Below are 15,433 nucleotides of genomic sequence, written 5' to 3'. Positions count from 1 at the left end.
TGGAAAAGGAACTACGGGGGATGGAAGGTTGATGAAGCGTGGTTTATACTCACAGATTTAGGGTCATTGCCGGCAGCTATCAATGCTTATAAGCAGCGGATGGGTATTGAAGAAATGTTCCGAGACTGTAAAACAGGAGGCTACGATCTTGAAGGAACCAGCTTAAAAGGAGACCGACTTATTAACATGATTTTGCTCATGACGCTCGCCTACAGTTCGGGAATATTTCAAGGCAGCGAAATGAGGAAAAATCAGGTACAAAAATACGTATCTCGCCGCAAAGAACCTAAAAAAAGATATCGAAGACGGAGTACATTTGGTGTTGGTTCAGATGGACAAAAGTGGGTTAATTATCTCGAACAATATTCTGACGAGGTAGAACAGTTAATGAAGTTAACTCCTTCTAAACGCCGCTTTTATCAACAAGGTATGCGGGCAGCAACCCTTATACAGTCTATCTCGTAGACCTCTTTGTCACCCCCCCAGATTCCTTGCTTAGAAGAATGTTTGCAGAATATCTTTTTGCCCCACCATGACTAACATCCTGAAATGAAAGGATTGTGTAACCATTAGTCGCAGTCAGTTTTCTACTAAACTCTTGAATTTTTTTAAGCGATAGAATATTGATCTGCTGTTCAAAAGGGATAATAAGTTTCCATGCCTTATTGGTCTTCGGGACATTACTGCTATTAACTGCCTGCCAATAAGCAATTTCTTCCTCATCATCATATAAAACAACCATGACAGGTAATGAGTGTTTCTGCCAGTATTCTAGATGATCTGTCTTGCCACGAAAAACAAAGCCATCAGTGGTTTTCTCCTTAAACCAACTTTTCCCAGATTTGATCTGAAGTGCAATTAATTTACCTGTTGCTGTATTACTCTCAACCACTTCAAGGTGAGCATCGATACCATAGTCTTCTATAGGTTGCTCACGAAAGATCCAACCTAATCTCTCAAAGAGTAAGGCTGTTCCGGCAACACCAATTCTTCCAGTACGAGAGTTTGAATCAGCTTTCATAATTGTATCGCAGATCCGGTATAATAGTTTGTTTAACCTAAAACCGCAGATTTATCATCTATGTCAACCTTCTTACTCCCCGTGGGAATCTCCTTTTCTGGATCAAGTTCGGCACACAATCCCACTCAAAAACATGAGTCGTGGCACTCAAAAAAGTTACTTATATTTACATATTATGCGTCGTAAGGTGCGTCAGAAACGAGATTTTTTAGTTGCGTCAACTATTTGGCTGACGCACCCTACCGAATACTAAACATCGCGTTCTGTCCGCACCCATTTAGTTTGCCGCTTCAGGAGAAAACCCAGATACAAAGGGATTTTCCACAGGATGTAAAAAGGTACGGATAAAAGAGTTGCGCCGGAAATATCGGCACGCCCGAATTTAGCCCAAGCGCTGACAATTGAAACTAAAATTAGCAGTCCTTGTACTCCTAACAAGATAGCAGGAATCGGCGATGTTCCCAAGGTTGCTGCTAGTAATGAGGCGGCAAAAGTGGCTAGCCAGATAGCGACTAACAGCGAAAGGGGAGGGACGGATAAGTCAAGGGCGATCGCCAATAAGTCAAACCGTTTTTGCTGTAAAGATGCTGCTGTCAGCCGGGGAGTTTGAGTTAATAATGTCTGTATGTGACCGTGTTCCCATCGGGTTCTTTGACTTTTGGCTGCTTGCTGCTGCTGTGGCAAACACCCGGTGACGTTGGCTTCGGGGCAGAATACGGTTGGATGTCCGGCGATCGCCAAATCCAAACTCATCTGCATATCTTCAACAATATTGCTGCTTGCTAGAGTAACCGATCGAATTATCGACCACGGAAAAGCCATGCCAGTTCCTGTTAGCAATGATGGAAATCCTAACTGTTTTAATCCGCTGGGACGGACTAAGTTTTTCACGAGAAAGGCTAAAGCAGAAATTGAATCTTTTGGAGTAGGATTGGGCGGCTGTTCCATTAAATAAGTCGCTTGCACTGGTCTTTGTTCGGCAACTGCAACCCGGGCTAATTTTTCTATAGAGTCTGGCTGACAAATGCAGTCTGCGTCAACCATGATTACTACTTCTGGGGGGTCGGATTCGATCGACTGCAAGCCGAAATCCAGTGCGTATCCTTTGCCCTTGCGCTGTGTGTCTTGGCGCTCGATCGCATTTGCACCGCAGTTACGGGCGATTTCTGCCGTGGCGTCCGTGCAGTTGTCAGCAATCACTAACAAGCGGTCTTGAGGTGTTAGCTGCGGCAATATGGTGGAGATGGTGGTGGCAATTCCTGCTGCTTCGTTGTAAGCGGGAATTAAAACTGCTACTTTGGGGCGGGGCGCTTTAGTTTCCGCTGTCTCGCCCAGGTCGGACAAGAAAGCTGCACAGCATTCTAGAAATAGAACTGCAACGGGAATGAGAAGGATCAGGGCGATCGCCAATAGCACAACATCAATCAATAAAAACAGTAGCTGATTTATTTCCACAATTCTAGTACCTTAATTTAATTTTATTTGTTGCGTTCATTGAGTCCATTTAATTTAATCGTATCTTTGTTAACTCATTGCACAACGCTATCTAAAGTATCATCATATCATGCGCTCGAAAAATCACCCTTATAACGTTGGTAATGATGGCTTAAGTCCTAATAAAACTACTAGCACTGGTGTCCTCGCTACAAATTAATTTGATTTCTCTTATGGGATTGCAAATAATATCATATCATGTCGATTCTAAAAAAGGTAAGTATATCAATTTAACTAAACCTTAAACACGCTTAGAAACCAGGTTTCTTGGAGAAAACTGGTTTCTGGGTGTTCTGTTTGTAATTAACTAACAACTTGGTCGATGTTTAGCTCATTCACCCCCTGTGGGTGGCAAGTCAGGAAGCAATCTCCAAACTCAAAACTATGTTTAAGCTACGCTGCATCGGGGATAGCAAAAGGTTCAGATTTTTTGGTGGTGAACTGTGCGGGGGGTGCAAATTCTCTGATATATCTCGACACCGATCGCAAATATCCCACTTCTGCTTGAATAGAATCCAGCGTAGAAAGACTCTCCACTAAGTCATCAAATTCATCAGCAGTAACTCCAGCACTGTTCAGGACTTCTTGGTTAAGCCGCCCGTATATTCCTTGCAGGAGGAGTTCGATAATCTCGCTGTAGTCAGCGATTTCCGTTCCGTAACCTTGCAATTTCTTCGGATGTATCCCCCACTGCAAAATCTTCAACAAGTCTTCGGGGGAACTCCACGCAAAAGAGGAAGCAATCACTTCTTTTTCTGCTGCGACAAGAGCGTGCTTGATTTGCACTTCCGGGAAAGCTGGATCGCCGATTAAGCTTTCCAGCTTCGACACTTGTTTATCTAACACGCGCAAAGAAAAAGGAGCTAATTCTACACTCACCATGTCACCAGCATCATCAACACTTCTAAAAGGATCTTCCAAAACATTAATTAGGAGGTGAATGTCTGTAGGTTTTTTCCAGTCAAACTGTCCGAGGAAAAATGGTTCTTCGTATCCCGGCAAAAGTCCTTGAAAATAAATCGGCAAATTTTTGCCTGATTCAAGAATTTTATAAAGAGCTACTTCCAAGGTTTCTGTCGGCCACCCGAGATTACTCACGGCGACAAATTTCAGTTTTCCGGGAACGGACACAACCAGCGAATTCAGCAATAAATGTACGGCTTCGACAAGATTTTGAGCGGTTACGTAGCGGTGCGGTGCGTGAACGTTGACAGTTTTACCTTGCTTTACTTTGTTAGACATTTGCTCGCAAAACAAGCTATTTTCCAACATATGAGTAAAGCGAACCATCCCGTAAGTGACATCTCCTTCTTGAGCTGCTTTGGCAAATTGCCATTCGGCAAACTTTTTGGAGGCGGCGTAAACTTCGGTTGTAAAATATCGAGATGTTTTGCCTGTGGAAGAGAAGATGCAGTGTTCTATGCCGTATTCTTCGCACAGTTGGATGATGTGTTTACATCCTAACAGGCTGGTTGTAACTGTTTCTCTGATTTTGATTTCAGCTAGTCCGGGTTGGCGTTGGGCTGCTAAGTGAAAAACAATTTCTGGTTTTTCTATCTCAAATATGTGTTTCAGCGCCTCGAAGTTGCGAATGTCTGCGGCATAGAAAGTTACTGCACCTTCTTTGGTAAAAAGCGGGAGATTTTCTTCGGGGTTTTGACATCGGGCGTTGTCTGCGGAAATGATTTTCGTGGCGCCTAGTTCGAGGAGTTTTGCGATTAAGAAACGACCGACACATCCTTCTCCACCGGTAATGAGGATGCTTTTTCCTTTGATTTGGCTGCTGACTGCGGATGCGTATAGGTGAATTGTGCGACCGCGCACGTCGCTAAAAGGTTCGCTTTCTAATTGTCCGTCGGCTTGATAGGCTGCGATTAGCTGTGCGGTGAGAGTTTGTAAGGCCGCTAGGATTTCAGGATCTTGCGGTTCCGGAGAACCCGGGGGAACTAGCTGCTGGATGCGATCGATGATTTCTGCTTTGCTGGCACCTTCAAACACTTCTGAGGGGTTAAATGCACTCTTCACTTTTTGGTCTCCTTTAATTTCTAGGAATACGGTTGCTGATTCTAAATTGTTAAACAGATTTTTGATGGACAGAATCTTTAAAAGCCTGTCTAGATTTAGGATTTTTTAGACTGAAAGCTACTTAATCGGAAAGACACGCGATCGGCTCTGCTACTAATTACTTGTATTAAGCCTACTTGTAGTTTTATTAAGCGCTTTTTTTACCTGCTTACTTTTGCGATCGGCAAAGTCGGAACCTTCTCTGTTCAAATTTTGTCTCTACAACTATAAACTTAAGTTGCTGACTGTTGGCAATACTAATAACAGATCTTTACTATTTCTTTGTAATCACCTGCGAGTTTTCACGCAATTTTAAAGTTAATGTAAAGTAGGGTCGGTGTTTAAAAAACTTAACAATATCCTTGACATAGATAGTAGCATTTTATTACGTAAGAAAAATGTATTTGTTGCTACTAAATAAGCTGAAAAAATTAAGTAATATTACGCATAATAACGCCCAATATTTCGCTCCACTGAAAAAATTGCTACCCGAGCGGTGGGGTAGTCCTGCTGTGCCTACCCCTGTATGTGTGGTGCGACTAGGCGCGAACGGTGCGTTCTTTTTTGCTGCCTTCAAAGCCGCGAGCGTCCGCAACATCGTAGCCTCCTGTCCGCAAGCGGCGGTCTAAATCGCTGGCTTCGGGAGAAGTTTTTGCTGCTTCTTCGATCGTCACTCTGCCTTCGAGCACCAGTTTGTAAAGACCCTGGTTGATAATCTGCATTCCTTCGTAAGTATCATGTTCCATCAACCGGAAAGCTTCGTCATCAGCACCTTTCATCAAGTAATCGTGCATGGCAGGTGTATTCACCAAAATATCGTGAACTGCTACCCGACGGTTGTCCACTGTTGGCAGCAAAAGTTGGGCAATTACCGCTACTAAAGAATCGCAAATTTGAATCCGCATCGCCTGTTGTTCCTCAGGCGGGTACAGGTTCAACAACCGATTAAGAGCGTTAATGGCGCTGCGAGTGTGGAGAGTTCCCAATACTAAGTGACCAGTTTGAGCTGCTTGCAATGCTGTATTGATGGTAACGCGATCGCGCATTTCCCCGATCAGAATTACATCCGGATCTTCCCGCAAAACTGCCCGCAAAGCCTGCTGAAACTCGTGGGTATGCAAGCCGACTTCCCGCTGGCTGACCAAGCATTTTTTAGAAGGGTGAATGAATTCAATCGGGTCTTCAATTGTAACTACGTGCTTTTGCTCCATCTGATTGAGGTGGTCGATCATCGCAGCTACGGTTGTCGATTTCCCCGAACCGGTAGGCCCCGTAACCAATATTAATCCCTGCGATCGCAAAATGATATTTTTGAAAACTTCTGGCAACCTCAAGGAATCGATAGTAGGTATTTCCAAACTGATCAACCGCAATACTAGGGCACCGCCGCTGAGGGAATCAAAACAGTTTAGCCGACACCGCACGAAGCCCGGATAAAAAATTGCTGAATCTAATTCCTTGGTAGTTGCAAACTGTTTTCGCTGTTCGGGGGTGAGAATTTCGGCTAGGTAATGTTCAAAAATTTCTGGCGTTACTTTGGGGTGGGTAGTTGCTACTTGCATCACGCCCCGAATCCGAAATCGAGGTACTTGGCCGACTCGAATGTGAATGTCGGAAGCTCCTGCGCTATGGGCGTCTCTGACCATTTGTTCGATCGTGCTGACGGGTGTCTCGACAGGCCGCTGCTGCTGGGCAGGCGCGGGTGCAGGAGGCGCGGGTGCAGGAGGCGCGGGTGTTACAGCCAAGGGCGGCGGTGGCGGCGGTGTTCGTCGGCGGGCTTGAGCCTCTGGTTGAACGGGTGTAGGATTGTTTAATGGGTTCATTTTTTGGTCTCCAGTCAGTCTATTTTAGATTTTAGATTTTAGATTTTAGATTTTAGATTTACTCCACAGATTAATCTGGGAGCAGGAACTAGAGTCTAAAATTTGGGGATCGACCCTGACTGAGTGTCGGGGGCTTGTATCCGTTTTTGGGCGGGGTCAATGTGATTTATGGCGAAAAAATGCCCGATTTCTAATCTAATGGCTCGCAGCTAATTCGGTGCTAAATGCTGAGAATATTTTACAATTAGGCTTGATGGGGCGATCGAGTAATTAACAATTGCAACTCCTATGAACATCGGTCACAAAATTGCCGACTGGCTCGAAAATCGCGCTGTTACCCCCGCCTACGCGGGTTGGCTGCTCTTGGGGATGACGGTTTTCTTTTTTGGGTCTGCGACCAATACAATGTCTGGGTGGCTGTACGCGCTTAGCGGTGGGGGTTTGGCGTTGTTGGGAGTAGCGGCGGTTTTGCCGGGAAAATCGCTCCGTTCCTTGGAAGTCCGCCGCCGCCCGATCGAACCGGTGAGTGCTGGCGATCGAATCACCGTCGAACTAGAAATCGAAAATAGCGCCAGCGAACCTAAGACTTTGTTGCAAGTGGTAGACATCTTGCCGTTTGTACTGGGAGAACCAATCGTCCGCCCGATCGAAGTCATAGACCCTAACAGTATATACAGGGATACATACTATTTAGAAGTCCGGCAGCGGGGCGTCTATCGGTGGCAAGAGGTAAACTTGAGGACTGCAGCGCCTTTAGGGTTGTTTTGGTGCCGGCGCAGTCGCCCAGTCAAAGCGGTGGCAATTGTCTATCCACAAGTTTTGCCGTTGAGCACTTGCCCTTTGATCGATCGCATCGGTCAAGAAGACAGCCCGCAATTTTACAATCGCAGTCGATCGCAAGCTGCTACAGAAGGCCTCACCCGCAACCTGAGACCTTACCGCCACGGAGACCCCACCCGCCTGATTCACTGGCGCACCAGCGCCCGCTACGGAGAACTGCGGGTGAGAGAATTAGAAGTTGCCGCCGGCGGTCAAGAAATTATTATTGCTCTCGACAGCGCTGCGGCGTGGCAGCCAGAAGAATTTGAACGAGCCGTAACTGTAGCTGCATCCCTGTACTTCTATGCTAGCAAGCGCCTGTTAAACGTCAAACTTTGGACTGCCGGGACTGGACTCGTCTCTGGGAACAGGGTAGTTTTGGAAACTTTAGCTGCAGTTAATGCTGGAGAAGATGCGATCGATAATCGGTCGAAACTGCCGATAATTTGGCTGACTCAAAACTCTGCAAGTTTAAGCACTCTTTCCCCTGGCAGCCGCTGGGTACTCTGGCCGAGCGCCACTGCTGAAACAGGCGAAAAAATGTTAGTCAAACATGATTTACCCGGTTTAGAAATTCGCTCCGACCGACCCTTAGAACTCCAGTTACAAGATCCTCTGGAAAGAGCGATTAGTTATTAAGATAGTCCGGGACGCAAGCTGCTCTGGAAAGAGCGATTAGTTATGAGGATTAACTTCATGAGTTTTCAGGTATCACAAACTTTTCCCATTTCTATCGCATATTTGGAGCGCGCTAAGAGTTCCCGCCCCACAAGATTTTAATTGTAGAAAGATTTAGCAACTGCTTTCGTCGGTTGGGACAGAGACTGGAAGTGCTTCAATGTGCTAATTTTATGACCCTAGTTCCTTGCTGGTAGCAACGGATATTTATCAGTCGGCTGCAAATTGACTCCGAAATAATTTATTAATCTAAAATTTTAAGAAACATGATAAACTACAGGAGTGTAATCCATAAACTTGAGCGTCTTACAGGGCCCGGCAATTGCTTGGCAAGTTAAGAGCAGCTTAGATTACTCCGACTCCGGTCGCAAACATCATATCTCATTCACCAAATAGGAGAAAAAATGAGTTTCTGGGAGCAATTAAAGCAGAACGTATCACAAATCAACGATTCTCTGCAAACCAACATTTCCAAGTTTAAAAATAATGATTTTGCTGATGCCTCAATGGCAATATGTGCATTGATTGCTGCTGCTGATGGCACTATCAATGCTGCTGAAAGACAAAAAACGACGGCTCTAATAGTTTCAAATGAAACACTCAAAATTTTTCCGGCGTCGGAGTTGAAGCAAAAATTTGATTTTTATTGTGAGAAGCTATCACAAGACTTCGATTTTGGTAAGGTTGAGGCTATCCAAGCCATAGCCAAACTCAATAAAAAACTAGACCAAGGTCGGGCAGTCATCCAAATAGGGATTATTATCGGCGGTGCGGATGGTAATTTTGACAAAGATGAAAAGAAGGTTGTTAGAGAAGCTTGCCATGCTGTGGGTATTAATCCTGGGGAATTCGACCTCTAAATTTAGCTATTCTCTGGTTCATGCCAATCAATTATTCAAGGCTTTATATCTGCGAATAGCATTGTTCATGGAGTTTATTTGCTCTGCATGAAATGATGGAGGCATTAAGCTATGAACAGTATGAACGAGTCCATTGTGCATGACATCGGTGGGAAGTGCAGAATGATCGAGCCCTAGTGTATGTCCTATTTCATGGGCAATGGTATTTGCAATTAAGTTAGATAATTGATTGAGACTAAGGCTGGCATTGTATGAAGCATAGAATACTTGGTCAATCCGAATAATCGCCCGATCTGTAACCATTCCCGACTTGAAGCTAGCCACGCCAAGATAGTCAACGGGCTGGCTGTCAGCGAATATATAAACATGGGTAAAATCTTCGCCCCACTCTTTGGGATCGGGGGGATCGGAGGTCAAAAATATTTTGATGCTTCTAAATGCGCCGTAGAGTTTGGAGAATGCGTCCATCAGTAGGGAAAAGATCGCTTCTTTATTTTCGGGTGCGACATCCATTCCTGATACATCTACCCAAATACAACGGCGAAAATCGCTATCATTATCAATTAGAACTATTCCACAGCAAGGGCAAAACTCCCATTGAGGCTGGATACGGGAACGACAGCCGTGACAGCAGAGTTTGGGGGTTCTAGTCAGGTTTAGCCGTTGAGAGAGGGGGAGTTTTAGCTTGCGATTGTGTTTGGTTAAGTCTAGGCGATCGTAGAGCGACATTGACTGAGTGTAGGAATTTTTTATCGTAATGTTCTTGTTAATTTGAGCTAATTTCAGCTAGGGCTATGGGGTGAGTTGATAGTTGCCACAGTCCGCAACAAAAGGCTCTGATTTCCCTATTTTAATATTCCTTTCAATCTTGCCTGCTTAATCCAAGCGGGAAATTCATTGAGCAGTCTTTCATACAATTGTTCATCAGTGATGTTTCCCAAATCGTCTAAATGAAAAAAGTTAGCGTTATCAACCACCCGGCCACCCATACTGTCTAGTCTTTCCAGAATTCCATAGTTAAAACCAGCCAATCCAACAAATTGCCAAAAGATCGGATACTTTGCAGCGTCAACTATAAATTTTTTAATTTCTTGCTCGTTAGTAACGCCTCCATCACTAAGGAAAACAATAAATGCAGGCAGTTTACTAGGCTTTTCCTGAGTATACTTTTTTATGACATCTTGTATTACCAAACTTTCATTGTTTCCCCCGCCTAATTCCAGCATCAGAGAAGGCATTTTAAAAACAACTAAAGCTCTCTTCATTTCGCCGACTTCTTTTGTGATATAGTCATCAACATTTGTCTCCGTCACCGAGCTTGTTCTTTTGAATGTTGAGCCAAAAAACCAAACATCTAATGTACCATCATCATCTAGTCTGCTAGCTACTGGAACTATTCTTTCAAGGAACGCTTGCACTGCACCAGAACTATATTGATGGCTCATAGAGCCAGAAATATCCAAAACCAAAGCAACTCTTGCTAGGATATTATCAATTCCTTTCTTTTTAAGACAAATATCTACTTTTGCTTTTAAAAGGCTGATGTCGGCTTTTTTTGTAATATCAATAGGTGCCTGTTGGGTTTCTTTTTCATAAGTTAATACAGAACTCTCAACTTTCTTCTCTTCCTGTTGAGTATCGACAAAATATCGATCAACAAAACTTTGCAAGCCGGCTTTATAGCCTTCTCCTACTGATTTAAATCTCCATTCTAAGTCTTTTCTATATAATCTGCCAAACTCCAACGCTGTCTCTTGAGAAAAAGCTTCTTTTAAATCGTACCGAGCTAACTCGACTCCTGTTTCCTGGTTGTAAAGCCTGATAAACGCATTTTTAACTTGGCTGAAATTTTGATTTTTTTCCAGCCCTTCGTGAATAGTGACAACAAAAACTATTTGCTCAATAGCAATCTTGACTTTTGTCAAATCTACGTAGATAGTCTCATCATCATCTTCGCCTTGCCCAGTTCTGTTATCTCCTGAATGTCTTAAAGAGCCATCCAGTGATTTCAGATTATTATAGAATACAAAGTATTTTTCATGAATTATTTTGCCAGCAGCACCTAACATAAACACAGAAGCATCAATATCATAGCTCTGACCAACCTGGCTCACATCCCAACCTAAGCCAATCGCCACCTGTTTTAAATCTGGAGCAGCTTTAGAAAGATTTAACCTTTCACCTTTGGTTAATTGGATTCCCATTCTATTGGTTTTCCTTCAATGTAAATTCGGCTGATTAGCTATTGTCAGCAAAAAAAGGTTTCGATCGTTGTAGCCCACTTCGGATTCCAGGAAGTAAGGAGCATCTATGTACCGAAGGAGTTGTTAAGCATAGGTTTTCACAAGTTCCTGTAACCCATTAACCTTAACACCGTTACCGATGGCCGCCATTTTCCACTCATCATTATGCTTGTAGATTTCTGCCATGAGCATCCCAGTCATGCCTTTGTATTCAGAACCTGATAGGTTATATTTTGCGAGTTCATGATTATTAGACGTATTAACCAAACGCACAAACGCATTTTGAACTTGTCCGAAGTCTTGCTTGCGTGCAATGCAATCGTAAATGTTAACTGTAAAAACCAGTTTGACAATTTGCGAGGGCATTCGAGATAAATCGACGAGAATTTGCTCGTCATCTCCCTCTCCCGCTCCAGTCAGATTATCACCTAGATGCGTAATAGCTCCTGAACGGTGGGAGAGATTGCCAAAATAAACGATATTTGCCATATCATTCACTTTGTCATTTCGATCTAAACACATCACTGAGGCATCCAGATCATAATCGGGAGCATTGCTAAAAGCCCCAAACAAACCCCCACCTGAGCGTTTTGCTACATCCCACCCTAATCCGCAGATCAGTTTTGTTAGCCCGGGCGCTTCTTTGGAAAGGGAGATGCGCTGTCCTTTTTGTAGGTTAATTCCCATGTGTTTTACCTTTTAGCTATAACGATCGAGTAATGCTTGTAAACCACCTTGATAACCGGCTCCCACTGCATTGAGACGCCACTCGCCGTCTTTCCGGTAAAGTTCAGCCATGATCAGCGCTGTCTCTATGGAATAATCTTCTACAAGGTCATAGCGAACCGCTTCCTGTTGTGTTTGGGAATTAACGATCCGCACGAAGGAATTTTGCACCTGACCAAAATTTTGACGGCGTTGCTGTGCTTCATGGATGGTTACAGTTACAAGAATTTTTTGGATATCGTTAGGCACTTTTTTGAGGTTGATTTTGATAACTTCATCATCCCCCTCCCCTGCCCCGGTGAGGTTATCTCCCATGTGCTGCACGGATTTGTCTGGATCGGGACTTGTGAGATTGTTATAAAAAATGAAGTGGTTGTCAGAAATTAATTTTTCATTAGCACCTAAGAGGAACAATGATGAGTCTAGGTCAAAGTCAGAACCCGTGTCTGTAGCTTTAACATCCCATCCCAGTCCGATGAATACTTCTGAGAGGCCTGGTGAAATTTTTTCTAGCGATACCCGTTGTCCTTTGGTCAGAGATACTGCCATGATTCAATCTTCCTCTTGATTAAAAGTGGTTATGGAGGGAGGCGCGGACTTGAAAACTTTTTTAAGTTTTTGCTGAAAAGAGTTGTAGAATTTTTAATCTTAAATAAAAAGAATATTAGCTAATTGTGCAGATGTCAATAGTGATTACAACTCTTAATTATTTTTTTGGTCTGAGTACAAAGCAATCATGCCCTGCCTCCCACAGTTGTGCAATGTCAGCTTGGGTATTGTGCTTGTGTAGTTTGACAAACTCTCGGAACTTTGCTCGTTTTGTGATGCAAGTGACCATTACCAGGGGGTCGATCGAACAGCTTGGAAGTCTCGTGTTTCGCTTTGCCGATCGACGCCACAAGTCGATGGTGTTGCAACTGATTCCAAACTCTTGAGCGGCTTCGATTTTGTTCATGCCATTTAGCTCGATCGCTCGGATGACCTGATAACGGAGGTTGTAACTGTAAGATTTGGACCCCTTGTCGGGGCGATCGAGCGCCCCGAATGGCGACTAATTCTAGTCTATTTTCTAACCGACGAAAGCGGTTGCTATAGTTTAATTTAAATGGCGATCGAGCCGATCGAACTCGTTGTCTGAAATAAAAATGTTAATCCCTATCACTCTTTAGTGTCTGGGAGAGTTTCGACTACATACTCAGGTACATACTCAGGTACATACTCGGGCCGATTTTGGGGCAAACTCTGGGGCAAATTCCCCGATGGATGTTCGTGCCTGACTCGCCGGATCGGGAGATTTGCAATCAGTGCTGTGGCTCGCTGGTCACTTTCCAGCGAGAACTCAGACCCGGTGGTATCGATTTCCACGTAGCGAGATACCACCTCTAGAATTTCTCGGCGCATCGACTCAACCATTTCTGGGCTGAGTTCTGAGCGATCGTGGGCTAGAACCAGTTTGAGGCGCCGTTTTACCTCGTCGCGGCTGTTGTCAGGGGTGCGCGGGAAAAGTCGTTCGAGAAGTGTGTGTATCATGGGTCGGGCTGGTTTGTCAAGGGTTAGGCATAGAAAAGGTCATACCGTTTTCGATTTTCGATTTTCGATTTTCGATTGGGGAATCACTCATTCCCTAAGGGTTTGGAGTTGACCTACAGTTTCATTCTTTTTGGGAACTGGTGTCACTGGGGGAAATCTCGGCTAGTTTTTGTGATGCAGTTGCTGCGGTTAAAGACCGATCGCCAATGAGCACATCACATAATTTTAGTGTTTAAGAACTTGCGGAGGCGAGTGAAGAAGTTTTCCCGACGGGGATTGAGATCTAGAAATTCAACTTTTTCGCCTTCTAAGCGGCGGGCAATATTGTCGAAGGCAGTTCCAGCTAAAGAGGCCGTTTCCGACAATACTAATGGTTCGCCTCGGTTGGTGGAAACGATGACGCGCTCGTCGTCGGGAACGACGCCTAACAGCGGAATCGCGAGGATTTCCCGCACGTCTTGCACCGACATCATATCATTTGCCAGCACCATTGCGGGTCTGATCCGGTTGACGATCAGGTTGATTTTCTTGACGTTGTTGGCTTCCAGCAGGCCGATGACTCGATCGGCATCGCGGACAGCAGCGATTTCTGGAGTGGTGACAATGATGCCTTCTTGGGCCGGGGCGATCGCATTTTGAAAACCTTGTTCAATTCCAGCAGGAGAGTCGATCAAAATATAGTCGTATTTTGCTCCCAACATCCCCACAAGCTGCTTCATTTGCTCGGCGCTGATGGCATCTTTCATCCGAGTTTGGGCAGCCGGCAACAGCACCAAGCGCGGCTGCCGCTTGTCTTTCACCAAAGCTTGCTCTAACCGACACTCTCCTGCGAGAACTTCTAATGCCGTGTAAACAATCCGATTTTCTAAGCCCAGCAGCAAGTCCAAATTTCTGAGACCGAAATCGGCATCAATTACGGCAACGTTGCGTCCCCGCTTAGCTAAAGCCATGCCGAGATTGGCTGTAGAGGTGGTTTTTCCTACCCCGCCTTTCCCTGATGTAACAACAATAATGCGAGCCATAAGCGATTTTAGATTTATTGGGAATTAGTAATTGGGAATTAGTAATTGGGAATTAGTAATTGGGAATTAGTAATTGATAATTGGCAACTATTCTTTGGAAATTTTGCAGTAATCTGTTATTCAGTGAATTAACTCAACACTCAATACTCTCCTTGTTCTACTATTATCTATTAATTTGCACTGATTTTTCAAATCGTCTTTTAGTGACAGATTTACCCAAGGCAAAAATGATCGAGTGCAGGCTTAAAGAGAAATAGTATTAACAATTACCCATTAACAATGACCAATTACCAATTACCAATTATCGATTACTCATTACCCCCAACTAACTGCGATTTGTCAAAATCAGAGGCTCTACCGATCCGAATCCCTTGAGGCGTCACATAGGCGACTTCCGGGAAAAACTGAGCGGGTGAGGTTTCTGGGCCTCTGGCAACATACTTAGCAATCCTAATCACCATCGGTTCCATCTGCAAGGTCATAATCACGCTTTTGGTGTTGCCACCGGCACCGGCGTGCACGACTCCCCGCAAACGGCCCCAAACTAGGATATCGCCTCCGGCGATGACTGAGCCGCCTGGATTTACGTCTCCCAAAAGTACGACGGTGCCTGGATGACGAATTTCTACGCCCGATCGCACTGTCATCTGCAAATATAAAGGTTCCGCCAGCGATTGCGGTTTTTCGGCGGCGGCTTTATTCAGGGAAGAAACCGGAGGCTGCTGTTCTACACAATAGCCTGCCGTAGCTGCGGCAACGGCGGTTTGGCGGCGACTGGTGTGGACTCGTTTGAGTTGCAGTTCCACTTCCGAGAGGGCAGAGGCTATCTCTTGCAGTTGGCGGATATCTAAAAGTCGATCGTTCCCCATCAATTGTACTTCTGCGTTAGGCTGCCAAAAGCGTTCTCCTGCATTCAGCCTGACTTTTAGCTGCTGCCAAAGTTCAGTCCAAGTCGAGGCCGTGGCTGTTGCGGGTTCGCTGTTGGTTTCTGGGGGGAGTAGCAACAGTAGCTGTCCATCTTCTGTCTTGAGTCGGACTTGCAACTCTAAGCTGACTTCGGGTGTTGATTGAGGGGCGGCAGCAGCGGCTGCGGCGGAGGCATCGGGTGTCATGGGACAGTTTGATCTCGGGTAGGGACAGGTTAACATCAATA

The 15,433-nt window shown here is 44.8% G+C and carries 14 protein-coding genes and 1 pseudogene; 3 read left to right on the top strand and 12 right to left on the bottom strand.

The window, feature by feature from the left end; translation table 11 throughout:
• Positions 1-465 (top strand): annotated as a pseudogene (locus QUA13_RS15750) (IS4 family transposase); the annotation flags it as partial.
• Here the strand turns inward: QUA13_RS15750 and QUA13_RS15745 are convergent.
• The 4 genes from QUA13_RS15745 to QUA13_RS15730 all read right to left on the bottom strand — a co-directional run bounded on the left by QUA13_RS15745 (position 455) and on the right by QUA13_RS15730 (position 6,402).
• Positions 455-1,021, bottom strand: a complete 567-nt coding sequence (locus QUA13_RS15745; RefSeq protein WP_333199901.1) for a DUF4365 domain-containing protein — start codon at positions 1,019-1,021, stop codon at positions 455-457. The pseudogene QUA13_RS15750 and the gene QUA13_RS15745 overlap by 11 nt on opposite strands.
• Before the next feature lie 249 nt (positions 1,022-1,270).
• The gene (locus tag QUA13_RS15740; RefSeq protein WP_333199899.1) at positions 1,271-2,476 is read right to left on the bottom strand and encodes a glycosyltransferase family 2 protein; all 1,206 of its coding nucleotides are present in this window, start codon (positions 2,474-2,476) and stop codon (positions 1,271-1,273) included.
• A gap of 432 nt (positions 2,477-2,908) precedes the next feature.
• Entirely contained in the window at positions 2,909-4,540 is a 1,632-nt protein-coding gene (locus tag QUA13_RS15735) for a polysaccharide biosynthesis protein (RefSeq protein WP_333199897.1), read from the bottom strand.
• A 578-nt stretch (positions 4,541-5,118) separates the two neighbouring features.
• The gene (locus tag QUA13_RS15730; protein WP_333199895.1) at positions 5,119-6,402 is read right to left on the bottom strand and encodes a PilT/PilU family type 4a pilus ATPase; all 1,284 of its coding nucleotides are present in this window, start codon (positions 6,400-6,402) and stop codon (positions 5,119-5,121) included.
• Positions 6,403-6,690: 288 nt separating this feature from the next.
• On the opposite strand from QUA13_RS15730, the gene QUA13_RS15725 reads away from it, so the two are divergent.
• Both QUA13_RS15725 and QUA13_RS15720 read left to right on the top strand, forming a co-directional pair.
• Positions 6,691-7,860: a DUF58 domain-containing protein gene (locus QUA13_RS15725; RefSeq protein ID WP_333199893.1), complete on the top strand. Its 1,170-nt coding sequence runs from the start codon at positions 6,691-6,693 to the stop codon at positions 7,858-7,860.
• 443 nt (positions 7,861-8,303) lie between these two features.
• Positions 8,304-8,759, top strand: a complete 456-nt coding sequence (locus QUA13_RS15720) for a TerB family tellurite resistance protein (protein ID WP_333199891.1) — start codon at positions 8,304-8,306, stop codon at positions 8,757-8,759.
• A gap of 27 nt (positions 8,760-8,786) precedes the next feature.
• Here the strand turns inward: QUA13_RS15720 and QUA13_RS15715 are convergent, their stop codons facing one another.
• The 8 genes from QUA13_RS15715 to minC form a co-directional block, all read right to left on the bottom strand.
• A complete protein-coding gene (locus QUA13_RS15715) occupies positions 8,787-9,488 on the bottom strand; it encodes a zinc-dependent metalloprotease family protein (protein WP_333199889.1) in 702 nt (233 codons plus the stop codon).
• A gap of 116 nt (positions 9,489-9,604) precedes the next feature.
• On the bottom strand, positions 9,605-10,963 hold the full coding sequence (locus QUA13_RS15710; protein WP_333199888.1) for a VWA domain-containing protein: 1,359 nt from the start codon (positions 10,961-10,963) through the stop codon (positions 9,605-9,607).
• Between the two features lie 123 nt (positions 10,964-11,086).
• Positions 11,087-11,689: a TerD family protein gene (locus QUA13_RS15705; protein ID WP_333199886.1), complete on the bottom strand. Its 603-nt coding sequence runs from the start codon at positions 11,687-11,689 to the stop codon at positions 11,087-11,089.
• 12 nt (positions 11,690-11,701) lie between these two features.
• On the bottom strand, positions 11,702-12,277 hold the full coding sequence (locus tag QUA13_RS15700; RefSeq protein WP_333199884.1) for a TerD family protein: 576 nt from the start codon (positions 12,275-12,277) through the stop codon (positions 11,702-11,704).
• Between the two features lie 157 nt (positions 12,278-12,434).
• Positions 12,435-12,683 carry a hypothetical protein gene (locus tag QUA13_RS15695; protein ID WP_333199882.1) on the bottom strand — a complete coding sequence of 83 codons (249 nt, stop codon included), beginning with the start codon at positions 12,681-12,683 and terminating at the stop codon, positions 12,435-12,437.
• Positions 12,684-12,886: 203 nt separating this feature from the next.
• Complete coding sequence (gene minE, locus QUA13_RS15690) at positions 12,887-13,258, bottom strand: cell division topological specificity factor MinE (protein ID WP_333199880.1); 372 nt, start codon at positions 13,256-13,258, stop codon at positions 12,887-12,889.
• Between the two features lie 215 nt (positions 13,259-13,473).
• The gene (minD, locus tag QUA13_RS15685) at positions 13,474-14,280 is read right to left on the bottom strand and encodes a septum site-determining protein MinD (protein ID WP_172190817.1); all 807 of its coding nucleotides are present in this window, start codon (positions 14,278-14,280) and stop codon (positions 13,474-13,476) included.
• Positions 14,281-14,588: 308 nt separating this feature from the next.
• Positions 14,589-15,392, bottom strand: a complete 804-nt coding sequence (minC, locus tag QUA13_RS15680; protein ID WP_172190818.1) for a septum site-determining protein MinC — start codon at positions 15,390-15,392, stop codon at positions 14,589-14,591.
• Positions 15,393-15,433 lie beyond the last annotated feature (41 nt).

It is taken from the genome of Microcoleus sp. S28C3, from assembly GCF_036700785.1.
Taxonomy (GTDB): Bacteria; Cyanobacteriota; Cyanobacteriia; order Cyanobacteriales; family Microcoleaceae; genus Microcoleus; species Microcoleus asticus.
The sequence above is the reverse complement of the archived record's forward strand: the minus strand, read 5'-3'. Positions and strand labels throughout refer to the sequence as shown.